Source organism: Chryseobacterium sp. NG-CE01 (assembly GCF_055695505.1).
In genome coordinates this window covers 2,797,414-2,821,322 of the sequence record NZ_CM146369.1, presented here as the reverse complement: position 1 = coordinate 2,821,322, position 23,909 = coordinate 2,797,414, and the positions used below count along the sequence as shown (strand labels likewise).

Below are 23,909 nucleotides of genomic sequence, written 5' to 3'. Positions count from 1 at the left end.
GATGAAAAAAATAATAATCCCCATTGGAACTTTACTTTTATCCGGTTTAGTTCATGCACAATTGAGCTCGACAGAAAACTACGTTTATTCCAAAACCTATTTAGATTATGATAATAATGGACAACCTACCAAAACTACAGAAACCGTTCAGTATTTTGACGGTTTGGGAAGACCCAAGCAAGTAGTGAATGTCAAAGCTTCCCCAACGGGAAAAGACGTGGTAACCCACATCGAATACGACGGCTTCGGAAGGCAGGTAAAAGATTACCTTCCGGTTCCCCAGCAGGGAACCCAGAACGGAGGCATTTACACTTCTCCGCTGAGCAATGCCACCCAGCCCACGCTTTACGGTTCGGAGAAAATATTTTCAGAGAAAATCCTGGAAAACTCACCTTTAGACAGAATCTTACAGCAGAAGCAGGTGGGCAATGCGTGGAATGATAAACCCCTACAGTTCGGGTATGATGCCAATATTCAGGGGGATTATGTGAGGAAGTATGAAACTTCTACCACCTGGATTGAAGGCAGAACGCAGACCTCTGTTCAGCTCCTGCAGTATTTTTTACCCAATCAGCTGTACAAGAATACGGTTACTGACGAAGACGGCAACAAAACCATCGAATTCAAAAACGGAGAGGGTCAGACAATTCTGGTAAGAAAAGTAATAAGCCCTACAGAAAATGCCGACACGTATTATGTGTACAATGAATATAACCAGCTGGCTTTTGTCATTCCTCCTTTAGCATCAGCTCCCACTGTTGAAAGCACTACGGTAGAAAATCTCTATTACCAGTACCGTTACGACGGCAGGAACCGCCTAGTAGAAAAGAAACTTCCGGGCAAAGGCTGGGAATACATGGTGTATGATAAGCAGGACAGGCTGGTCCTCACCCGTGATGCTAACCTCGAAGCGCAGGGAAAATGGCTTTTTACAAAATACGACCAGTTTTCACGGCTTATTTACACAGGTTTGGTGTATAGCCCTCCGGGCAGAGCCCAACAGGTGGTGGCTGTAGAAGGATTAGGATCTAATAATGAAGTAAGGACTACTTCCAGCTTTAATAATGCGGGAATGGATGTGTATTATACCACCAATTCAGCCTATCCTCAGTATAATTATACGCTTTTGTCTGTTAATTATTATGATACTTACCCGCAGGGAACCCCTACATTTACGCCAACGATTCCAAATTCAGCGGCTGCTATTACTGACGACTATACTCAAAACATCAGCACTAAGAGCCTTCCAACCGCTTCTTATGTGAAGAACATTGAAGATGATAACTGGACAAAAAATTATACATGGTACGATAATAAAGGTCGAGTTATAGGAAGTCATTCGATCAACCATTTGGGAGGACGTACCCAGGTGGAATCCAAACTGGATTTTGCAGGGGTGGTTCAGCAAAGCATTACCCTTCATAAAAGGCTGGATACCGACACCGATAAAGTCATTACCGAAAACTTTACCTATGATTCGCAGAACAGGTTGTTGACCCATACCCACCAGGTAGACAATAACCCGGTGGAATATTTAGCGCAGAACACGTACAACGAGCTCTCGCAGCTTCAAACCAAAAAAGTGGGCGGAACAGTTTTAGGAAACGGATTACAGACGGTTGATTATCAATACAACATCCGCGGTTGGATGACCAAGATCAATGATCCTTCTAATTTGAATGGCAAGTTATTCGGGTATGAAATAAAATATAATAATCCTGAAAATGCTGCGGCTAAATTTAATGGTAATATCGCTGAAGTAGACTGGATAACAGGAGCGGTAGCAAATGATATTAAACGAAGATATTCTTATGAATATGATAAACTGAACAGACTGACCAACGCATTTTATAAAGAGCCAAGCACGGGGATCAGCGGTAGCTTTGATGAGTATCTCACCTATGATTTGAACGGAAATATCTCGAATCTTAAGCGTACGGCGATTCCGGGGCTTACAGGTACATTGGTAGATAATCTGGACTATCAATATACAGGAAACCGTCTTGACAAGATTATCGAAAATTCAACGAATGAGACAGGGTATGAGGGAGGAAATAACCTGATTGACTACGATCTTAACGGCAATATGATTACTATGAAAGACAAAGGTATTCAAACGATATCATATAACTATTTGAATTTGCCTTACACGTATGCAATTACTCAAAACAATTTAGGGGCTATATCTAATGTCACTTTAAATTACCTGTATCGTGCTGACGGGACCAAACTACGCAAAACATATATCAACGCTGGTCCTAAGGGAGGTACAACAACAACAAATATTACCGATTACCTGAATGGCTTTCAGTATAGTTTTTCAGAAGTCACACAGTGTTTATGGTGCCGTACTGAAGTAGCCTATGAAGAGCAGGCCTACCAGCAGAAAGGCGTAGTATTACCACCAGGTGGAGTAAAACCGCCACTCACCCCTAGCTGGATTTTAAGTTTTGTGCCTACCGCGGAGGGCTTTTACAGTTTCGAAGAAAATCGCTATATTTACCAGTACACAGATCATCTGGGGAATGCCAGGATTAGTTATGCTAAAAATGGAGACGGCACATTGGAAATTACAGATAAAAACGACTATTATGCATTTGGGTTAAATCATATCGGGGGGTCTAAAGGATTTTTAGGTGGGTACCATAATTATAAGTACAACGGAAAGGAATTGCAGGAGACGGGTATGTACGACTACGGCGCTAGATTTTACATGCCGGATATTGGGAGATGGGGAGTCGTGGATCCGCTCGCGGAGAAATCTAGGAGATGGAGTACTTACAATTATGCTTACAACAATCCAATTAGATTTATTGATCCAGACGGAATGCAAAATAAAGATGTTATTATTACCGGAAGTGAAAAAGATAAGGCATTTGAACAACTACAGGCTTCCGTTCAAGGGCAACTTAATTTATCTATAGATAACGATGGAAAGGTCACCGCAACAAAAATTGAAGGAGCTGAACAGACAGATGCATCAAACCTTCTTTTTCATGCTACAAATGTTGATCATGATAATATTGTTACCCTACGAACAGATAGTGACATGAGAGTCGATGAAGCAGAGGGAAGTGAATATCCTTTATACGAAGGAGGTGCTTATCGTGGTAGTTTCGAATATGGAGGAAAAGTTCGTGCCACTAATATTGTTAATCCAGATATTTTAGGGAAGTACGAGAATGTTATGGGTGCAGCTAAAGGAACAAATATTTTGCACGAAGCTTTAGAATCATACATTGGTGCAGTCCTTTTTCCAGGAAGCCCTGCTTCACTTTCATCAGAAGCATCAGCAAAGGGATACAATGATGCACATGATATTGCGGCTTATGTTGATCCTCGATATAAGGACAGCGATGGATTTAAATTAATACAGAGTTCAAGCAGAACATTTATTGATAGTAATAGGGTTACTATAACCGATAATCTTTCATTAAGAAATGTAAAAACAGGAGTGATTACCCCCATTGGAAGTTATTCGGGAACGTATAAAAACTTAAAAAAGAAATAATGAAAGTATTAACTATTATAATTTGTCTTCTTAATATTAGCTGCTTTTCACAAACAAATAAAAGTGAAGATGTTATATCAGCAGTTGTAAAGAAAATAGATTCTACCTCATGGAATTATATTCTTAATTTAGAAAATAAAAAAATAAAGATTATTGTTCCTGTTTTTAAGGAATGTAATAATAAGAAAGACTATTTTGGAAAAATAAAAGTTGGAAAAAAATATAATTTTGTTTTATCCAAAGAAATAAGTTATGCTAAAACTCAAAGAGAATTTATAAGCCAAAGTATTGACGGAAAAGAAATCTGGAACTCAAAAATGAAAGGGGTGCTTTATTATACAGATTGCGCAAATATGTGTGGACTTTACATACAGCCCAATAAAAAATAAGCTGATCTTCGCGGATTTGTAAACCGTGAGCAATAATAAATAACCCAACGTTTTTTCGGTGGGTTTTGTTATAATGCAGCTACATTTTTATGATGTTATTTTAATAGCAAACATACATGCTCTATGTCATTCAGTATAATTATTTAAATTTACCGAAGAAGATTACTCAGAACTCGCAGGTAACAGATTATGTCTACTGTGCAGACGGAGTAAAAGTGAAGAAGCTCTTTGGAGATTTGCAGACGGATTACCTGGATGGTTTCCAGTATAAGTTTACCTATGCATGGGAAGATGAAACCGGAACAATGACCAGTGATGGAATGAAATTGAGGATCATCCCTACTTCGGAACGTTATTTTGATGGATTGAGAAACAGGTATTTTTACCAATATACTGATCATCTGGGGAATGCCAGGATTAGTTATGCTAAAAATGCAGACGGCACATTGGAAATTACAGATAAAACGACTATTATGCATTTGGGTTAAATCATATTGGGGGGTCTAAAGGATTTTTAGGTGGATACCATAATTATAAGTACAACGGAAAGGAGTTACAAGAGACGGGAATGTATGATTATGGAGCGAGATTCTATATGCCGGATATTGGAAGATGGGGTGTTGTAGATCCGCTGGCGGAAACTTCCCGAAGATGGAGTCCTTATACATATGCATTTAACAACCCAATCAGATTTATTGATCCGGATGGAATGCAGAATGAGGATAAAATTAAGATTTTCAATAATGGTACTATAGAAAGAACAAAAGACGATAATGCCTATGATACTATTACAAACGAAGATGAGTCTAAGTCTATCCAAATTGCGCGGACAAATGTATCAGAATCAAATCCAACAGGAGATTCGCAAATAGGAAATATAAATACAATTCCATTAGAAGTACCTGGAATGGATGGTGTACTGGGAGGAACACAGTTTACATCTTTTCAAATTCAAAATTATGATGTAGCAACTCAAGTGTTTGAATTTGCATCACTTAATACAAATGTTGAATTTAGGCAAGAACAATTTTCTTTTTCCGATGAAGGCTCTACAAATATGATTACTACAAATGGTATGAAAAATTTAGTTTTGGGAGTTGGTGATGTTTTTGGAAAAGATTATACTTTTTCAGCGGGTCATAATGTAGGAAATTCTACTAAAATAGAGATGTCGCATTCTCACCCTGATGCAAATCCATTTTGGCCTTCAGGATTTAATAATCACGGAAAAGATAGTAATCCTACTTTTACCCCTGGTCTACCTTGGTATGACAGAAAATCAGCAACCGCTACAAATAATTATGTTTTTAGTAAATATCTGCATAATTTAAATGGTGGTGGTTATATCAAGTATAATACACAAGGAGCAACATATACAAAAACAAAGAAATGAGATTTTTAAGACTTATATTAATATTTTTATTGATATCCTGCAAGGGACAGAACATAGAAGAGAAACGGGATAATTTAAAAAGAATTACCCAATCCTACATCGATTTTAAAAAGAGTATTGGAAAATTTGATACAGAAAATGATGTTATTTTGATAGGAGCAAATTCTATTGATAAGAATACTTATTGGCTGGATATTGTATTTGATAACAGCAATACTTTATATGGTATGGATTATAAAGATTTATATCAAATAGATAGACTAAAGGTTATAATATTTAAGGATTTGGATAAGAGTCAATTGTTGGAAAATCTTTTCGAAAAAATTCCTTATGAGAACCTTAATAAAGCAAAATATAGTATGACTTATGATTTAGTTCCTTTTCATACAGAACTTAATAATAAAAATGAAGTTTTATCAATAAAATCAAAGTACCCAATAAAAGATATACTCCCATTTTTAAGAAAAAATAAAGTAAAATTTTCAAAGGATTATATAGATTAATCTTAATAAAGCAACAAAGAGGCTGTCTCAAAAGGCAGTCTCTTTTGTTTTTTTTATTTAGTTTTGAAGTTTATAAAAAGCGGGACATTTTCTATGTTTTATAAAAAACTACAAAAAGCAGTTGTTTTATGCTGCTTTTTGTAGTTTTTTAAGGTTATGGGCGATGGCGAGAAGACCGGTTTCAATTTCTACTTTCACCTTTCCTCGTAAGAAAAAGCGTTTAAAACTTTTATTGTGCTTGATTTGGGCGAAAACAGGTTCTACGTCGTAACATCGTTGCTTTCTTAAGGCAATTCCCCGTTTGGTATTGAGAAGCCTGAAAATCCTGTTCCTATGTTTTGCAAGTTTGGGATTTGATGCAGACTGGGTAACTTGTTTTGATTTTTGGTCTTTATTAAAGTAATTGTATTTTACATATGCTTTTACTTTTTTCTGTCTTAGAAATTCATAGTTCTCATAGCTTCCGTATCCTGCATCTGCAACAACTTCACCAGGTGGGTGTCCATAATTTTCTTCAAAGCTTTCTATATGCAAGGCCAGGGTCTGGGTATCAGTAGGATTAGGATGGAGGGTATAATGAACAATAAACTGATTCTCGGTAGAAAGCTGCAGATTATAAGCGGGTTTGAGCTGTCCGTTTCGCATATGGTCTTCCTTCATCCTCATAAAAGTAGCATCATGATCCGTTTTACTAAAGCTGTTTCTTCCGGCCAGAATCTTTTCATATGCTTCATATTTCTCCAGATTGTTACGCCAGTTTTTACGGGCATAACCAATCTTCTGGCGAACTTTTGAGGAAATCTTCTTTTTCTTTAAAACAGAATCTATGGTTTGAATGACCTTACTTACTTTTTCTTTATCAATAGATTTAAAAATAACAGGTTCGGTATCTCTAAGTTCTTCCTGAGCAATCTGCTGCGTATAATTCCATAATTCTTCCAGCTGGTGTTCTATTCTTTCCCTGCTTTTCTTCAAAGCTCTTCCCCAGACAAAAGTATAGCGGTTTGCATTGGCTTCTATCTTGGTTCCGTCTACAAAGGTTGTTTTTAAACTAACGTGTCCTTCTTTATGAAGCAGCATCACAATCTGAGTAAAAATATCCCTGATCTGACCTTTGAGTTTATCGCTCCTAAAGCGGTTAAGCGTGTTATGGTCAGGTCTCTGCATTGCTGAAAGCCACATGAAGTAGACATTTTCCTTTAATGCCTGTTCCAGTTTTCTGCTCGAATAAATATTATTGAGATATCCAAAAATCAGAACCTTCAGAAGCATTTTAGGATGATAGCTGGAACTTCCCCCTGATTTATATTCGTTAATCAGGTTGCGGATATCCAATCGGTCTATAACCTCAGAAACCAACCGTACCGGATGATTCTCTTCTATAAAATCTAATAAATTGGGCGGAAACAAAAAGTTTTGTTTGGGATTATAATCTTTAAAGATTACCTTTGATCTACTATGCATACAGCAATTTATGAAAATTGCTGCAATTAGGAAAGTCTCAGACTTTCCTTTTTTTATGATCAATAAAAAAGACTGTCTCACTTTTGAGACAGCCTCTTTTGTTTATTTTACATCTTGTAATACGTTAGAAAGTGCATCTTTGAGTTTACGTTTACCGATAAAAGCATCGAGCATTGTGTAGATTGTTTGTTTTTCTTCATCGGAAAGACTTTCCATCAATGCTACTTTTTCCATCAGGGATTTATCGAGCGAGTTAATCTCTTTGAGTTCATTGGTAGAAGCAAAAAGTTCAGCAAGTGTTTCCCAAAGCTTTGGCAATGCGTTCCAGAGTATTTACAGACAGGTCTGTCTTGCCATTTTCAATACGGCTGTATTGCGCAGTATCTAACCCCGCATTTATAGTAACTTCCTTTTGGGAAAGGTTCTTTGCGGTTCTTATTCTTTTGATATTTTCCCCGACGTTCATGTTGTTGACTTTTACTACAACAAATTTATAGTTTTGATAATGCGTACAACTATAAGTACAACGGAAAGGAGCTGCAAGAGACTGGAATGTATGATTATGGAGCAAGATTTTATATGCTTGATGTTGGAAGATGGGGCGTTGTAGATCCGCTTGCTGAGAAGATGACAAAATTTAGTCCTTACAACTATGCTTTTGATAACCCGATAATGTATATTGATCCCGATGGAAGAGAACCAGATCTTCCTGGAGGACCTAAACCTAGGGTTTTAGCTGTATTTTATCATGGTGGACCTACTGGAGATGGAAAAATAAGAAGCAATACGAAAGATGCTGGAGGAGCTGGTATTAGATATAATGCTACAGCTTCTTATGCTAGATCATTGGGAATGGATTTTAAAGGAGCTATGATATCACCAGCATTAACACAAGGAGCAGGAGTCGAAACAGGAAAAGAGTTTTTAGAAAAAAACTACCAACCAGGAGATATAGTTCTTGTATACGGTTATAGTTATGGTAGAGACAATGCAGTAAATCTAGCCGAAGAAGTCCCTAATATACCTATTAATACTATGATAATTGTAGATAGCTCAGACGGACCATTAAGAGGCTCAACTGTAGATCCATCTATTTCAAATAATGTGGATTCTGCATATGTTTTTTATCAAGAAAATAATTCAGGAGCATCCAGTTCATCCAGAGCTTCTGGTTCTTCGTCCGGTCTTCAAGTAATAGTAGTGATAGTAGCAACAGAAGTGATAGTGGTAGTAGTAATTCACCTGAATCAAGAAGATATCGCCATACATCTGAAGGAAAAGCAAAGGTTACAAATATAAAAATGACCAATCCTAATCTAAATCACGGAAATATTCAGACAAGAGCCGGAGGAAATATTCAAACAGCAATAAACAAAAGACTAGATGAAGCAAATAGTAGGTAAATTATTAATGACAGTTTTTGCTATATTAACAGCTATAGCTATATACTTTTTCATTTATTATTCTAACAATCAAGATATAAATGATGTAAAGGTTGAAGGTTATGTTTTTAGTTTTAGTGATGAGCCTTTAAAGAATGTTAGAGTAACAATAATTAATGAAAGATACGAGAACGATAGTGGACTAAAAAATTATGATGAATATTTAGGGCAAGATAAAATAGAACTAATAACAGACAGTAGAGGATATTATTCAACTGTGTTAAAAAAAAGTGCTTATGTGTATGTTCTTTTACAAAAAGATGGCTATAAAACCATAGAGGAAAAAGGTAAGCAGGCTAGAAAATCTCTCTTTTTTAAAACTAAGATGCGTACAAATTAATCCCGATGTTGCGGATTTGCAATCCGCAACTGATATAATAATAACCCTCGCAAAATGCGAGGGTTATTGTGTTTTATAATGAAGTAAATTTTCTACGAATATGCTTGTTTAGCTTTAAAATCTCTTACCAGAGCATCAATAACCAAATAGATTTTTCTTTAGCAGACTTTGGCAAATTACCAATCTCCCCGCTATGCAAAGTCTCCCGACTTTGAGTGGGCTAAATAAAAAGTAAAAAACCACCGCATTGCAGTGGGTTTGTGTTATAAAGCGGCTACGTTTTCATTAAAAATTTTATCAACTAGTAACATTATTCATTCAGTATAATTATTTAAATTTACCGAAAAAGATCACTCAGAATGCTCAGGTAACAGATTATGTATACCGTGCAGACGGAGTAAAAGTAAAGAAGCTCTTTGGAGGATTGCAGACGGATTACCTGGATGGTTTCCAGTATAAATTTACCTACGCCTGGGAAGATGAAACGGGAACCATGACCAGTGATGGAATGAAATTAAGGATCATCCCTACCCCGGAAGGTTATTTTAACGGATTAAGGAACAAGTATTTTTATAATTATACGGATCGTCTGGGGAATGTAAGATTAAGCTACAGCGATGCAGATGGAAACGGAGAGATAACCGGAGATATTGTGATTGAAAATTGCCAGATTTTTCCGGATGGAAATATGGCGTGTAACAGCTACATCATTGCCGGAGAAGCAGAAGGCGCTACCAATTACTATCCTTTTGGGCTGATGCATAATGCGCAGGCTAATGATTTTAATAATGCGTACCAGTATAAGTACAACGGAAAGGAACTTCAGGAGACAGGAATGTATGATTATGAGGCGAAGTTCTATATGCCGGATATTGGGCGATGAGGCGTCGTAGATCCGTTGGGAGTCACAGTAATACTATAGTTGCCAGCGCTATGGCTTCACTAGATGAAGCAATTAAAACATGGAATGACACTAGTGGAAAATATAACTATATCTATAAGGAGCAGATGAAAATGATATATCTTACAAATAAATTTTGAGCCATCTTCATCAACAGTAGCTAAAAATGACAATGTGAAGATTCATTATTAAATAATTGTATTAAAAATGAAAGAAATTGGTCTTATTACAGATATATCATTTCTTGCAACTGCGCAAGAAAAATTTAATTTTCCATTAAATAGTTCTATAAGAATTTCTTTTTGGTTACCAAATTCTACAACTTCTACATTTTGCGAAATAATTTTCAATAATGAAAATATTGAGTTGGATAGAAATTACAGAGCTCGAATCAATGTAATAGAAAGAGATTTTTTAATAGGAAGATTATTAGAAAGCTGTGAATTTAATGTCGGAAATTATCCTGTGTCAATTGGCATGGGAAAAATTATTCAGATATTGTAAAATTAAGATTTGATCTGGTTTGACCTGCGAATAACCAACTGCTGAAGATAAAAAGAGGCCGGAAAGATTCCGGCCAATGAACATTAATTGTTGTTTTTCTTTTTTGAAGATAGTATGCTTAAAGCAACGGCCGTCACTGCAGCGGCCAGAGCCGCTTTCACCAGAAAACCTTTTCTGTTGTATTTCCATTCGGCTCCCCAGCCTCTTTCGGCAAAAATATTGGGAACGTAACCTTTTTTTAAGTCGCTGACAATTCCTTCGAATGCACCGATGCGGTCTGCCAGCACAAGCGGAAGCCACCTTCCATAGCTCGATTCACTGTAGCGGAAGGCTATTTTTCTTATTGCTCCGTTAACACCTTCCGGCGGTGAGCCGGTACCGAAAACGGCGGTTAAATTCGGCCGTTCCACGGATTTTAAGATTTCAACGTCTTCAGGTTGTTGTTGCGGCCTATCCCATGCGTAACCGTCATGTTCTTCATTGGTACGCTTTTTCATAGGATATACAGGATCATTTTCAGGATCGGCATCTATCCCCCAGCCTTTTATATGAGTATAATCTGCCTGTTCGCTTTTTTTAAAATCGGAAGGCTTTGTTTCGTCTGTAAGCATGTTGTAATATTTTTGGGTTAAAAACTTGTTATGCAGTTGGCGGAATAAGCACTGTCTTTATACAGCCGTCCAGCTTGCGTGAAAATATATGATAGGCGTCGGCTACCTCTTCCATCGGAACCCGGTGAGTAATGATTTGCTTGGGATCAAGAACACCGTTTTTTACATGCTCAATAAGTTTGGGCAGGTTACGTTTTACAGCTGCCTGGTTGGCGCGGATCGTAATACCTTTATTTACCACATTACCTATTGGTACAAGAGCATCTGTAGGTCCGTAAACACCTACGACAGAAACAATTCCGCCTTTCTTTACAGAATTAATAGCCCAGTGAAGCGCCGTTGTAGAACCACCCTGTAAAAGTAATTTGGTCCCCAGCACCGTATTCATTAAATTCCCTTTGGCTTCGCAGCCCACAGCATCTATGCAGACATCTGCACCCAGGGAATCAGTTTGTGTCTTTATAAAAACCACAGGGTCGCCAATACTATTGAAATTATAAGCTTCGCATTGTGCATATTTTGCTACGAAATCAAGCCTGTATTCCAACTCGTCGATCACGATTACTCTTCCCGCGCCAAAAAGCCAGGCAGATTTGGCCGCCATAATACCGATAGGCCCTGCACCGAAAACCACTACCGTATCGCCTTTCTGAATACCCGCCATTTCCGCTGCCTGATATCCTGTAGGCACAACATCGGTAAGCAGCACTGCATCGTCGGGGTCCATCCAGTCAGGAATCACAGTTGGTCCTACATCTGCATAAGGAACGCGGGCATATTCGGCCTGCCCGCCCTGATAGCCGCCGGCCGTATGCGAATAACCAAAAATACCTCCTACTGCTGTTGCCATTGGATTAGATTCATGACAATTGCCGTAAAGTTCCTGTCGGCAAAAGGCACATTTTCCACAGGCGATATTAAATGGTACCATTACCTTATCTCCTACTTTGAGTTTTTGTACAGAAGAGCCAACTTCAACTACTTCGCCGATGAATTCGTGTCCAAAAGTAGTACCCACCCGCGTATCGGGAACGAGGCCATGATAAAGATGCAGATCCGAGCCGCAGATACATGATCTTAAAACCCGTACGATGGCATCTTCCGGATGTTCTATTTGTGGCTCAGGCATATTGCGGTCTGCGCGCACGCGAAAAGGTCCGCGAAAATTCATTGCTAACATATGTATATTTTTTGATTGGTGATGCAGTATAAAGAGCAAAACAGAGACCACCGTAACGAACTTTGACATAATTTATCATTTTTTTGAAGAAATCCGGCGTTTAAAATGAAATGTAAAAGCTCCCTGTTTTGTTGACAATAGCAGTTAATACCAATTAATCGGTTTTAATTTAAAGTGTGCTTTTTTTACAGTTTAACAGAACAGCAGATTTAATAATTTTATAATTGATATACTAAATTGGATGAATAAAGGAGAATAGATGACAAATTAATAGTTTATCTGGAAAGTCTTGAAAACTGAATTTAACACATAAAAAAAGCTGTCCTTTCAGACAGCTCCAAGATTTTATAGCTAACAATATTATTTCTTCGCTTTTACATCCACAGCGATCTCAATATCTTTGCTGATCATCCATTCTGCAGGATCAGCTTCGGAAGTCCCGAATTTGATTCCCCAATCTGCTCTGTTTACCGTAAACTTCGCCTGGATAGAAGCTGAATTTTCTGTTACGTCAACTTTTGCAGGAAACGTCACATTCATCGTTTTTCCTGACAATCTAAGATTTCCGCTTACCGTTTTATTGGCTCCGGCAACAGCATCTGCAGAAGCATTTTTAAGATCGGTTACACTGGTAATTTTAAAATCCGAAGTAGGATTTTTTGCAGTATCGAAAAAGTCAGGATTTTTAAGGTGCGCTTCTAGGTCTGCTGGTTTTTTGTCTTTTTCCGTCACGGAAGCAGGATCTACCTTGATTGAATTCATATCGATCACAAAATTTCCTGCTGCAAGCTGCCCACCTTCAACACTCAGGTCTCCGGATTGTATATGAAGCGTGCCCCAGCGCGGAGCCAGCCCGCCTTTATGGAAAGCCTTCCAGTTCACTACAGAAGCAACAGTATCTACAGCCAGCATCTCCCCTTTGCTTTCAGCAACCGTTTGCTCCTGCGCCGTTGCAGCATTTTCCGCAGATTTTTCCTTAGTACATGAAGCGGCAAACAGCCCTACTCCCACCAATGCAATAACACTCAATTTTTTCATATTGCCAATTGTTTTAAAAGTTTATTAATTCATACCCGAAAACACTAAAATATATTTCCGGCTTTTAATTTTTCAAAAATAGAAAAACTTATCTATGGTATCTCTTACCATACATCAATAAAATTCAGTAATACTGTCTGAATCCGTTTATGCAATAAAAAATCTCACTGTTAGCAGGCATCCTATATTAATAATATCTTAATCAACATCCCATGTTTTCTGTTGTGTTGTCTTTTTAAATCATGTAAATTTGTGCACTAATATTCCAATGAAATTCAGATTATGACAAAAAAAATTCTTTATCTGCTATGCATATTTCTGGCTTTAGGCAGTTTAGCGGCACAAGACAAAGCAGAAAAAGCACTCGAAACCTTTTCAGAAAAATATCCTCAGGAAAAAATACATTTGGTCTTTAATAAAAACAGCTTTGTAGCAGGAGAAAATCTGTGGTTCAAGTCTTTTGTTTTTGACGGATACAGCCCCTCCTCTATCTCCACATCTATATTTGTGGAGTTGTACGACAGCAATAAAACACAGATCAGTAAAAAAATCCTTCCCCTTCTTAACGGACAGGGCAGCGGAAGTTTTACATTACCCGAAAATTTACAGGAAGGAGTTTATTATATAAGAGCCTACACAACCTGGATGACCAATTTCAGCGAAGACTTTCAGGCTTTAAGACAAATTATCGTGTACAACCCTTCATCTCCCCGGAAACTGGTTTTAAATAATACCGCAGAATGGACGGCTGCCGTTTTCCCGGAAAGCGGAACTTTTATAGATGGCATTAATACAAAATTTGCAGTCCGGTTACAGTCAAAAGGCAATACACCTTCAGATTGGAATGGATATATCGTTAGTACGGAAAAGCCTGATGTAAAAATAACAACCTTCAAGGGTTTCGATCAAAATGTAGGAACGTTTTCTCTGACACCGAAAACAGGCGTAAAATATCAGGCTGTTCTATCTGATTCTAAAGGAAACAGGCAGGTTGTGGATCTGCCGTATGTTGCAGATTCAGGGATAAACCTTCAGGTTTCAACCGCCAATGATGCCGTAAAATTTTCTGTAAAATCAAAAAATATTGCCTCCGGAACAGTATATAAAGTGATTGGAACAATCGGTAACCAAATGGTTTTTAAGATCAATTCAGACAAAATTCTTGAGAAAACTTATTCTATTCCCGCAGAGCAGCTCATTAACGGAATTCTCCAGCTTACAGTGTTCGACGATAGAGAAAACATTATAGCACAAAGACTTACCTTTGTTCAGCCCGGATTATTAAAAATCAAGAAACCTGCAATACAGTCGATCCAACTTAACGAATCTCCTAGAGCATCAAACTCTTTCACTATTTCGCCAAATGAAAATAACAATGCTTATACCGTATTGGTATTGGATGGCAGTTCAGAAAACGCTGAAGATGAGAACAGTTTTTTAAGCACACTATGGCTTACCGGTGATATCCCTTCAAAAATAGGTAACCCATCCCAATATTTTACAGCAAACCGTAACAACGAAGCGCTTGATGCTCTTTTAATCTCAGAAAAGTGGAAAAGATTCGACTGGCGGACCATCATATCCGGAACATTCCCGATCATCAGCAATAAACCGCAGCCTTACATTTCTTATAAAGGGAAAGTAACCGTAATGGGTAAACCTGCTGCCAACACGGAAGTTAATCTATTATTCCAAATGCCTGAACATGGCAACAAGCTTACACAGATAAAAACGGACACAAATGGTTTCTTTACTTTAAAGGGATTGGTTTTTGAAGATGCTATAAAATTCTCATATCAGCTGAATGATCCCAAAATACCTAAAGAACAGATTCAGGTAATTTTCCAGCCCGATTATTCTTTTGTTTCTTTAAAAAAATCCCTGCCGGAAAGTAACTTTATGCTTGTTCAACGTCAAAGTGATGACCAGCTTTCCGAACCAGTTAAAAGATATATGGCAACAAAAAATACACAGAGCAATATTGAAGAAAAAGCAACGCTTATCGAAGAAGTTAAATTAAAGGCCAGGAAAAAAGACAAAACAAAAGAGCTTAACCAAAAACTAAGCAGCCCATTATTCAGAAGCATGAATGAAACCATTTTTGATTTTGTGAATGACAACAATTCTGCTCAGGGCTACATGAATATTCTACAGTGGCTTCAGGGAAGAGTTGCAGGATTGACCCTGGAATCCAATATGGGAAGCTATATTCCCAGACTCAGAGGGAGTACTATAAATATTTATCTGGATGAAATGAAAGTCGATGCTTCACAAATCAGTTCACTGCCTGTATCAGATATTGCTATGGTAAAAGTACTTAAGGATTATTTTGCAGGAGGTTCAGGAGGTGGAAACGGTGCAATTGCCATTTACACACGTCGTGGCGGAGACACAGGATCTATAAACGATGCTTCGGCACCCACTCAGCTGAAACAGACTGTCCTTCACGGATTCGATAAAGAAACTCCTTTTGTCAGCCCGGATTATAACGATCAAAATTTCAGCACGATCACCCAGGATTTACGGACGATACTTTATTGGAGCCCGTACGTTGAATCACAGGCAAAAGAGCCGGTCACAATACAATTCTTCAATAATGATGACGCTAAAAATTTTAAAATTATTATAATAGGATTCGATGAGAAAGACTATATTCCTATTTATTATAATGAAATCATCAGATAAAAACTAAATTAAAGACAGTGCTGTGGTACTGTCTTTTTGGTTTACAATACCTGCTTTTTTTATAAAAAGTCAGTATTTTAGCCGCTTAAATTTTAAAATGAACGCAACCCTTTACATACAGCAGATCCTTAATATTCCCGAAAAAAATATTACCCCTACCCTTCAGCTTCTGGCGGAAGACTGTACCATTCCTTTCATTGCCCGTTACCGTAAAGACAGAACTGGGAACCTGGATGAAACACAGATTGAGCAGATCTCAAAAATCAACAGGCAGTTCGAAGAGATTGTAAAGAGAAAAGAAACCATTCTGAAAGCTGTTGACGAGCAAAATGCACTGTCACCAGAATTAAAACAAAGAATCGAAGAAAGCTTCGATATGCAGGAGCTTGAAGATCTATATCTGCCTTTTAAGAAAAGGAAAAAAACAAAAGCAGATGCTGCAAAGGAAAAAGGCCTGGAACCTTTAGCTAAAATCATCATGAGCCAGAAAGCCCAGGATTTGCAGTCTTTAGCCTCAAGATACCTCAACGACAAAGTTGATACCGAAGAAGAAGCACTTCAGGGCGCCAGAGATATCATGGCTGAATGGATCAACGAGAACATGTACGTCCGCAAAAACCTCCGAAGAATATTCCAGAGGAAAGCTGTGATTACCTCAAAGGTCGTAAAAGCAAAGCAGGAAGAAGAGGATGCAAAAAAATTCTCCCAGTATTTTGAATGGGAAGAAAATCTCAGCAGAACGCCCTCCCACCGTCTTTTGGCGATGTTACGGGCAGAATCGGAAGGTTTTGTGAGAACGAATGTCGGGATCGACAAAGATGAAGCAATTGAATTCATCGAAAATGCAGTTATCAAATCCAATAACGAAACAGCAGAGCAAATTGCACTGGCCATAAAAGACAGCTACAAACGTTTGCTGGAACCGGCTATTTCCAATGAAACGCTTCAGGAAGCCAAAGAAAGAGCAGACAAAAAAGCCATCGAAATTTTCTCCGAAAACCTCACACAGCTGCTTCTTGCACCACCTTTGGGAGAAAAAAGGATTCTTGCCATAGATCCGGGATACAGAAGCGGCTGCAAAGTCGTATGTCTGGACGAAAAAGGTGATCTGCTGCATAATGAAACCATCTATCCTCACGCACCGCAAAACGAATCCGGAATGGCCATGAAGAAAATACGTTCCATGGTCAATGCCTATAACATCGAAGCCATCTCCATCGGAAACGGAACCGCCAGCCGTGAAACGGAATTTTTCATTAAAAAAATTGCTTTTGACAAACCTTTACAGGTTTTTGTGGTTTCTGAAGCGGGAGCTTCCGTATACTCCGCCAGTAAGATCGCCAGGGAAGAATTCCCGTCTTATGATGTAACCGTTCGCGGAGCAGTTTCTATCGGAAGAAGACTGTCAGATCCTCTCGCTGAACTTGTGAAAATTGATCCGAAATCCATCGGTGTCGGACAATACCAGCATGATGTAGACCAGACTCAACTGAAAAACGAGCTGGATTCTACGGTAATGAAATGCGTAAATTCAGTAGGAATCAATCTCAATACCGCCAGCAAATCATTGCTGAGTTACGTTTCCGGAATCGGTGAAAAGATGGCAGAGAATATCGTCAGTTACCGTGCAGAAAACGGAGCTTTCCAGGACAGGAAACAGCTTAAAAAAGTTCCAAGGCTAGGTGAAAAAGCTTTTCAGCAGGCTGCGGCATTTGTGAGAATAAGCAATTCTAAAAATCCGCTGGACAATTCTGCCGTGCATCCCGAAGCCTACGGAATCGTTGAAAAAATGGCGAGGGATTTAGGCATCAAAACGCACGAACTGATTGCCAATAAAGAAAAAATAGCACAGATCAGTCCTGAAAAATATATTACGGAAGATATCGGAATTTTAAGTATTAAAGATATTTTAAAAGAGCTTGAAAAACCAGGATTAGATCCAAGAAAAGCCGCCAAAGTTTTTGAATTTGATCCGAATGTAAAGAAGATCACCGATCTGAAGATCGGGATGATTCTTCCGGGAATCGTTAATAATATTACCGCCTTCGGTTGTTTTGTAGATCTGGGCATTAAAGAAAGCGGACTGGTACATATTTCCCAGCTGAAAGACGGGTTCGTCTCTGATGTGAATGAAGTCATAAAACTGCATCAGCACGTTCAGGTAAAGGTTACAGATGTGGATGAAGCAAGGAAAAGAATACAGCTGAGTATGATCCTGTAAGAATTTATTGTGAAAATATCAGAAATTAAAGAAAGAAAAGTCATTCACAGACCGACTATCGATTTTGACAGGTCCGGCAAAAGAATCTATCATGCTTACGAGTATTATCTTCCTTATAATCCCGGATTTAAAGGAAATGAGACCCAGAGATTATTTGCTAAATGGATAGATATGGCCTTGTTTGTTTCACTTTTTTATTATTTATTCCATGAAAGGCTCATCATAAGTATTGCATTATCCGTTCCCGCTGTTATCATTTCAGGGGCAATAACGGAATATTATTTCGGAACTACATTAGGAAAAAAATTATTCAGAATGAAAGTAATTGATGATGAAGGAAATCATCCTGCTTTTCTTCATTCTTTAAAAAGAAATGTGCTGTGTCTGGCAAATCTATATCCCGTTTTTACGGAATACACATCAAAAACTGTTGCTATGGGAAGGAGAACAGGAACACAGATGAATTTCAGCATGCACCTAATAATAAGATATGCAAAACCTACATTGTAAAAGAGAGCAAAATGGAAGAAATAAGAAGTTTAATGGATGTTGAGCCGCAGGAAAATAAGAAGCTGCCTGGCTCATGATGAATTGATGTGATGCTGTTTATATTTCAGACCAATAAGAGAGATAAAAACAAAGCCGGCTGAGTGAGCCGGCTTCATTATTATTTTTTAGATTCTTCAACAGAAACTTTTCTGAAATCCTTGAAAAGCTTGCTTAGTTCCAAAGCTGATTTACGAGCTCTTGTACCCGCTGCTTTGTTTCCTTTTTCTGCCTGTTGGTTTGCTTCAGTTGTGAAAGCTTCAAATTCCGCGTTGATTTTTTCAATTAATTCTTTCATTATTTTTAAAATTTAGGCTGCAAATATATGTTTTATCACTATTCCAGCCTAATACAGACGAAAAAATTTGTAATAATTAATCAAATTTAACCTGTCGTCTTTACTTTTAATTTATTTTTTAAATCAAAATTTACTTTTTAGTGTTTTTCATAAGGTATTCAACGATCCGTTTTGCCTGTTTACCGAAATCATTATCATTTAATCCCGATTCATGCGGAACTTTACATCAGAAAAAGAGCAATAGTGCTTATAATTTTAAATAATTCCCATCATGAAAGCAAAAATCGGACTTACAGAAAAAAATGCAGACGCCGTTGCTGCAGAACTGGCAAAATTACTCGCAGATGAATTCGTGCTGTACACCAAAACAAGAAACGCCCACTGGAACGTAACCGGAGATAATTTCCACGCAATGCACATTTTCTTTGAAAAACAGTATAATCAACTGGATGACCTCATTGACAGCGTTGCAGAACGTATGCAAAAAATAGGTCACTATGCTCCCGCCACCATGAAAGCATATCTTGAGCTCACTCATCTAACCGAATACAGCGATAGAACCAATGACGGCCTGGGTTATATGAAAGATCTGCTCAGCGACCACGAAAGCATCATCGACTTTCTCCGCGGAAACATAACTCCTTTTGCAGAAAAATACAAAGATTACGGTAGCAGCGACTTTATTACAGGACTCATGGAAACTCACGAAGAAATGGCCTGGATGATCCGTTCCTATTTCAGATAAGCGATGATCCTGAGCATAAAATAAAAAAGGAATAAGTATATTTGTTTATCATAATAAACTGTTCCTATGAAAGCCTTAATCGTTGACGACAATGATATTGCGAGAATGACTTTAGCCCACTTGGCAAAACAGATTCCTCATCTTACCATTGTCCGGGAATATGCCAGTGCTGTGGAAGCTTATCTCCATCTTCAGAACGATCCTGTAGATCTGTTGTTTCTGGACATTGAAATGCCGGAAATGACAGGGATTGAACTGACAAAAAATCTTTCAGGTAAAGATACCATCATTATCTTTACCTCTTCTAAAAAAGAGTATGCGCTGGAAGCTTTTGAGCTTAATATCGCAGATTATCTCCTGAAACCGGTAACTCCTGCGAGATTTTTACAGGCGGTAGGTAAAGCTCAGGCGGTTCTTGAGAGCAGAAAAGAAAACATACAGGTTGGTAAAGATGAGTTTCTGTTTGTGCGGGACTCCAATATTACACGGCGATTAAAGCTTGACGATATTTTCTATGCAGAAGCAATGGGCGATTATGTAAAATTTTTCACCAAAGAAAAAGCATACGTGATTCACGGTACTATGAAAGCTGCAGAAGAACGTCTCCCAAAAGACAGTTTTATCCGGGTGCACCGTTCCTACATTATTGCTGTCGGGAAAATTGATACGCTTCAGGATGGCGGAATCATGATCAGCGGAAAATTCATTCCGGTAGCGGATGCTTACCGAAAAGCGCTCAATACAAGAATGAATGTTTTCTAAGATTTTATTGCAAATTACTTAGCCCAGCCTGAACCCATTGCTTAAAACAGTCATCATTTTATAACTTATTATGATAAAGGTAAAATCCGTTATGGGCAATAAAAGATTTCGCAATTTCATCATACTCAGCTTTATTGCAGGAAGCATATTGCTGATCGCCGTGCAGGTCAATTCGGCGAGAAATACCGAAGCCCTAATACAGAACAACAATACACTCCTGAATGAGCTGCGTTCCAGCAATCATCTCAGAGAGATCGACCGCGATATTCTGAGCGTTGAAAGCCGCATCAGGGCTTCTATTGCTACCAACGACACCACCCATCTTGAAGGAATCGACAAGAAAATCAACGAAATCGAAAGGTTTCTTGATTCACTTTCCAAAGACAATGCGGATGCTGAAGAAGAACAGCTGATCCACAGGCTCAGCGTGCTTGCCATGGAAAAAAAGAACACCAAAGAGCGACTGCTTAACCGGTATCTCACAGTGGGAAATATGGATGATAATACATCCATTGCCAATCCGCGCGCGCGAAAAATCTCTAATGAAATTACCTCTATTACAGCGAAGATTTATGAGAGCCGGCGTCAGCATATGGTGACACTCAGCAGCAAAAGTGAAGAAATGGGCCGAAAAGCACGTTTTTATGATGCCGCTCTTCTTGCTTTACTGGTATTTAGCGGAGGCATTGTAGGCTTTCATATTCTTAGACAGTTCCGCAGACAATCTATCCTGATCGAAGAACTGGATATAGCAGAGAAAAAAGCATCGGTTGCGGCGCAGACCAAAGAAAATTTCCTTGCCAATATGAGCCATGAGATCCGTACGCCGCTGAGCGGCATCCTGGGATTCACGAATTTATTACAAAAAAGACCTTTGGACGAGACTTCCGCACAGTTTGTCACTTCCATCCAGCAGTCGGGAGAGAATTTAATGGCAATTATTAATGACATTCTCGATCTTTCTAAAATTGAAGCGGGAATGATGCGGATCACACCCGGAATATTCAGCATTAACGGATTGGTAGATTCTGTAAAAACACTTTTCACCGAAAGAGTAAAAGAAAAAAAACTCACAATTTCCGGCACCGTAGATCCTTCGATTCCCGACACGCTTATAGGCGATCCTACAAGACTTACTCAAATTATGGTGAACCTCATCGGCAATGCGGTAAAATTTACACAGCAGGGAAATATAAGCATTACGGTATACATCAAAGAACGTTCAGGAAACAATATTGTTTTAGGCTTTAAGATTTCTGATACCGGTATCGGAATTGAAAGAGAAAAGCTTGACGAGATTTTTGAACGTTTCAATCAGGGTGAAGATTCCATCACAAGAAATTATGGAGGTACCGGACTTGGACTTTCTATCGTAAAACAGCTGATCCTTCTTCAAAATGGAAATATAGAAGTAACGAGTGAACAGGGAAAAGGCACAACATTTCATTTTTATATTCCCTATACCGTTGCCGATGAACAGCTTAAAACCACAGTCCCGGTAGACACAGATTACTTTAAAGACCGTTCAAATATTCCTTTACGCGTTTTGGTTGTGGATGACAATGCCATTAACCAGAGCCTTATGAGCCATCTTCTCCTGCAGTGGAACATTGATTTTGATATTGTATCAAATGGATTGGAAGCCATAGATTATCTCAAAAAAAATTCCAGCGACCTCGTACTGATGGATATACAGATGCCAAAAATGGACGGTTATACCGCTACCCAACAGATTCGTGAAGTGCTGAAGCTGGATATCCCGATTATTGCTATGACCGCTCACGCATTGGCCGGAGAAAGAGAGAAATGTTTAAGCCGTGGAATGAACGAATATATTTCCAAACCTATTAATGAAGAAGAACTTTTCAGAATTATTTCAGGGTTCGGATTTGAAAGAAAAGAACAGGAAAATATAAGTCAGGAAACTTACCTTCCCGATTATAATTATATCAATCTCACCTATATGAAGTCGGTAAGCGGTGGCGATAAAAATTTTGAGCGTCTCGTAACCCTACAGTTTACGGAAAAAATTCCGCAGCATCTGGAAGAACTTTTGCTCGCTTATCAGAATAAAGATTTTGTTACCTTAAAACTGCGTGCGCATGATCTGAAATCCAGTGTTGCCATTATGGGACTTCTTCCTTTACTCGAAGAAAAGCTGGATATCCTAGAAAAACCTTCGGAAGATCACGATATACTAAAACAGGCTCTTGATGAAGTAAAAAATATACTAACACAGTCCCTTGCAGAAGCAGCAAATTTATTAACATCACAAAATAATTAGAAGAAAATGAACTTATTTTCACCGTTATACTTACGCAGCCTCACGCTGAAAAACAGGATCGTAGTATCTCCCATGCAGCAATACAGTGCCATCAACGGAATTCCCGGAAATTGGCATCTCGTACATCTGGGAAGCCGTGCCGTAGGTGGTGCCGGACTGATCCTTACTGAATGTACCGCCGTCTCCCCAGAAGGACTTGCCACCCTGAATGATGTCGGTATCTGGAATGACGAACAGAAAACCGCATGGAAGAATATCGTGGATTTTGTGCATGAACAGGATGCTAAAATAGGAATACAGCTCTGGCATTCCGGTGGTAAAGGCAGCCTAAGACATCCCAACGAGAGAATGAAGCCACTAAATGATGAGGAAGGCGGATGGACGGTAAAGTCATCTTCCGCTACCGAGATCAACGGCGTTGTTCCCAAAGAACTGACTGTTGAAGAGATTCATGAACTCACCAAAAAGTTTGCTGACGCAGCAGTACGTGCTGTTGAGGCAGGGTTTGATACCATTGAACTTCATGCAGGGCACGGCTATCTTTTTCATCAGTTCTATTCTGCGGTGATTAATAAAAGAGAAGACGAGTATGGCGGAAGCTTTGAAAACAGGATCCGGTTTTTAATTGAAACAGTTCGTGAAGTGAGAAAAGTCATTCCTGAAATCATGCCTCTTCTGGTAAGAGTTTCGGCAGTAGACTATATTGATACACCGGAAGGATGGACACTGGAAGACAGTGTATCGCTTTCGGAAATTTTAAAAGAATGCGGAGTAGATCTTATCACCGCTTCCGGTGGTGGCTTCACCAACGTCAGTAAGGACAAAGTTTTTCCGGGATACCAGGTTCCTTTTGCTGCAGCGATAAAAGAGAAAACCGGGATTCTTACCGGTGCTGTCGGCATGATTACGGAAGCGCACCAGGCTAATGAAATCATTACTTCTGAAAAGGCAGATCTGGTAATTATTGCCAGAGAACATTTAAGGGATCCCTATTTTGCGATTCATTCTGCGAAAGAATTAGGTATTGAAACCGAAATTCCGTGGCAATATCAGAGGGCTTTTTAATTTTAGATAGAAATTAAAAACTAATTT

At 38.6% G+C, this 23,909-nt stretch carries 23 protein-coding genes; 16 read left to right on the top strand and 7 right to left on the bottom strand.

Translation table 11 applies throughout. From position 1 onward, the window contains the following. Position 1 precedes the first annotated feature (1 nt). From ACYT6F_RS13140 to ACYT6F_RS13120, 5 genes are all read left to right on the top strand, one after another. Positions 2-3,511, top strand: coding sequence for a DUF6443 domain-containing protein (locus ACYT6F_RS13140; protein ID WP_472598119.1), 3,510 nt, complete (start codon positions 2-4; stop codon positions 3,509-3,511). After that, a complete protein-coding gene (locus ACYT6F_RS13135; protein ID WP_472598118.1) occupies positions 3,511-3,900 on the top strand; it encodes a hypothetical protein in 390 nt (129 codons plus the stop codon). The genes ACYT6F_RS13140 and ACYT6F_RS13135 overlap by 1 nt, the downstream gene beginning before the upstream one ends. 116 nt (positions 3,901-4,016) lie before the next feature. Beyond that, the gene (locus tag ACYT6F_RS13130) at positions 4,017-4,388 is read left to right on the top strand and encodes a hypothetical protein (protein WP_472598117.1); all 372 of its coding nucleotides are present in this window, start codon (positions 4,017-4,019) and stop codon (positions 4,386-4,388) included. A 5-nt stretch (positions 4,389-4,393) separates the two neighbouring features. Beyond that, positions 4,394-5,293 carry an RHS repeat-associated core domain-containing protein gene (locus ACYT6F_RS13125; RefSeq protein ID WP_472601121.1) on the top strand — a complete coding sequence of 300 codons (900 nt, stop codon included), beginning with the start codon at positions 4,394-4,396 and terminating at the stop codon, positions 5,291-5,293. Then, positions 5,290-5,796 carry a hypothetical protein gene (locus tag ACYT6F_RS13120; protein ID WP_472598116.1) on the top strand — a complete coding sequence of 169 codons (507 nt, stop codon included), beginning with the start codon at positions 5,290-5,292 and terminating at the stop codon, positions 5,794-5,796. Before ACYT6F_RS13125 ends, ACYT6F_RS13120 begins: the two co-directional genes overlap by 4 nt. A gap of 126 nt (positions 5,797-5,922) precedes the next feature. On the opposite strand, the gene ACYT6F_RS13115 is transcribed toward ACYT6F_RS13120, so the two are convergent. From ACYT6F_RS13115 to ACYT6F_RS13105, 3 genes are all read right to left on the bottom strand, one after another. Beyond that, positions 5,923-7,260: an IS1182 family transposase gene (locus ACYT6F_RS13115; protein ID WP_472597713.1), complete on the bottom strand. Its 1,338-nt coding sequence runs from the start codon at positions 7,258-7,260 to the stop codon at positions 5,923-5,925. A gap of 102 nt (positions 7,261-7,362) precedes the next feature. After that, positions 7,363-7,578: a hypothetical protein gene (locus ACYT6F_RS13110; protein WP_472598115.1), complete on the bottom strand. Its 216-nt coding sequence runs from the start codon at positions 7,576-7,578 to the stop codon at positions 7,363-7,365. Then, positions 7,550-7,726 (bottom strand): helix-turn-helix domain-containing protein, encoded by a 177-nt coding sequence (locus ACYT6F_RS13105; protein WP_472598114.1) that lies wholly within the window; start codon positions 7,724-7,726, stop codon positions 7,550-7,552. Before ACYT6F_RS13105 ends, ACYT6F_RS13110 begins: the two co-directional genes overlap by 29 nt. Positions 7,727-7,812: 86 nt before the next feature. Between ACYT6F_RS13105 and ACYT6F_RS13100 the strand changes: the two genes are divergently transcribed. The 4 genes from ACYT6F_RS13100 (at position 7,813) to ACYT6F_RS13085 (ending at position 10,447) form a co-directional block, all read left to right on the top strand. Further along, a complete protein-coding gene (locus tag ACYT6F_RS13100; RefSeq protein ID WP_472598113.1) occupies positions 7,813-8,559 on the top strand; it encodes an RHS repeat-associated core domain-containing protein in 747 nt (248 codons plus the stop codon). An 84-nt stretch (positions 8,560-8,643) separates the two neighbouring features. After that, positions 8,644-9,042 (top strand): hypothetical protein, encoded by a 399-nt coding sequence (locus ACYT6F_RS13095; protein ID WP_472598112.1) that lies wholly within the window; start codon positions 8,644-8,646, stop codon positions 9,040-9,042. A gap of 424 nt (positions 9,043-9,466) precedes the next feature. After that, on the top strand, positions 9,467-9,925 hold the full coding sequence (locus ACYT6F_RS13090; protein ID WP_472598111.1) for an RHS repeat-associated core domain-containing protein: 459 nt from the start codon (positions 9,467-9,469) through the stop codon (positions 9,923-9,925). Between the two features lie 225 nt (positions 9,926-10,150). Beyond that, positions 10,151-10,447: a hypothetical protein gene (locus ACYT6F_RS13085; RefSeq protein ID WP_472598110.1), complete on the top strand. Its 297-nt coding sequence runs from the start codon at positions 10,151-10,153 to the stop codon at positions 10,445-10,447. A gap of 83 nt (positions 10,448-10,530) precedes the next feature. Here ACYT6F_RS13085 and ACYT6F_RS13080 read toward each other — a convergent pair whose 3' ends face one another. The 3 genes from ACYT6F_RS13080 to ACYT6F_RS13070 form a co-directional block, all read right to left on the bottom strand. Next, entirely contained in the window at positions 10,531-11,058 is a 528-nt protein-coding gene (locus ACYT6F_RS13080) for a hypothetical protein (RefSeq protein WP_472598109.1), read from the bottom strand. A gap of 28 nt (positions 11,059-11,086) precedes the next feature. Further along, positions 11,087-12,238, bottom strand: a complete 1,152-nt coding sequence (locus ACYT6F_RS13075; RefSeq protein WP_472598108.1) for a zinc-dependent alcohol dehydrogenase — start codon at positions 12,236-12,238, stop codon at positions 11,087-11,089. 360 nt (positions 12,239-12,598) lie between these two features. Next, positions 12,599-13,276: a YceI family protein gene (locus ACYT6F_RS13070; protein WP_472598107.1), complete on the bottom strand. Its 678-nt coding sequence runs from the start codon at positions 13,274-13,276 to the stop codon at positions 12,599-12,601. 282 nt (positions 13,277-13,558) lie between these two features. On the opposite strand from ACYT6F_RS13070, the gene ACYT6F_RS13065 reads away from it, so the two are divergent. The 3 genes from ACYT6F_RS13065 to ACYT6F_RS13055 all read left to right on the top strand — a co-directional run bounded on the left by ACYT6F_RS13065 (position 13,559) and on the right by ACYT6F_RS13055 (position 18,692). Continuing rightward, positions 13,559-15,961: a hypothetical protein gene (locus tag ACYT6F_RS13065; RefSeq protein ID WP_472598106.1), complete on the top strand. Its 2,403-nt coding sequence runs from the start codon at positions 13,559-13,561 to the stop codon at positions 15,959-15,961. 97 nt (positions 15,962-16,058) lie between these two features. Further along, complete coding sequence (locus ACYT6F_RS13060; protein WP_472598105.1) at positions 16,059-18,182, top strand: Tex family protein; 2,124 nt, start codon at positions 16,059-16,061, stop codon at positions 18,180-18,182. 9 nt (positions 18,183-18,191) lie between these two features. Further along, positions 18,192-18,692, top strand: a complete 501-nt coding sequence (locus ACYT6F_RS13055; RefSeq protein ID WP_472598103.1) for an RDD family protein — start codon at positions 18,192-18,194, stop codon at positions 18,690-18,692. Positions 18,693-18,849: 157 nt separating this feature from the next. Here the strand turns inward: ACYT6F_RS13055 and ACYT6F_RS13050 are convergent, their stop codons facing one another. Further along, entirely contained in the window at positions 18,850-19,026 is a 177-nt protein-coding gene (locus ACYT6F_RS13050; protein WP_034684091.1) for a histone H1, read from the bottom strand. Positions 19,027-19,297: 271 nt separating this feature from the next. Here ACYT6F_RS13050 and ACYT6F_RS13045 point away from each other — a divergent pair, with 271 nt between their 5' ends. From ACYT6F_RS13045 to ACYT6F_RS13030, 4 genes are all read left to right on the top strand, one after another. Further along, positions 19,298-19,771 carry a Dps family protein gene (locus tag ACYT6F_RS13045; protein ID WP_472598102.1) on the top strand — a complete coding sequence of 158 codons (474 nt, stop codon included), beginning with the start codon at positions 19,298-19,300 and terminating at the stop codon, positions 19,769-19,771. A gap of 66 nt (positions 19,772-19,837) precedes the next feature. Further along, positions 19,838-20,533, top strand: coding sequence for a LytR/AlgR family response regulator transcription factor (locus ACYT6F_RS13040; protein ID WP_472598101.1), 696 nt, complete (start codon positions 19,838-19,840; stop codon positions 20,531-20,533). Positions 20,534-20,624: 91 nt separating this feature from the next. Continuing rightward, positions 20,625-22,817 carry an ATP-binding protein gene (locus ACYT6F_RS13035; protein WP_472598100.1) on the top strand — a complete coding sequence of 731 codons (2,193 nt, stop codon included), beginning with the start codon at positions 20,625-20,627 and terminating at the stop codon, positions 22,815-22,817. Between the two features lie 6 nt (positions 22,818-22,823). Further along, complete coding sequence (locus ACYT6F_RS13030) at positions 22,824-23,882, top strand: NADH:flavin oxidoreductase/NADH oxidase (protein WP_472598099.1); 1,059 nt, start codon at positions 22,824-22,826, stop codon at positions 23,880-23,882. The last annotated feature ends 27 nt before the right edge of the window (positions 23,883-23,909 follow it).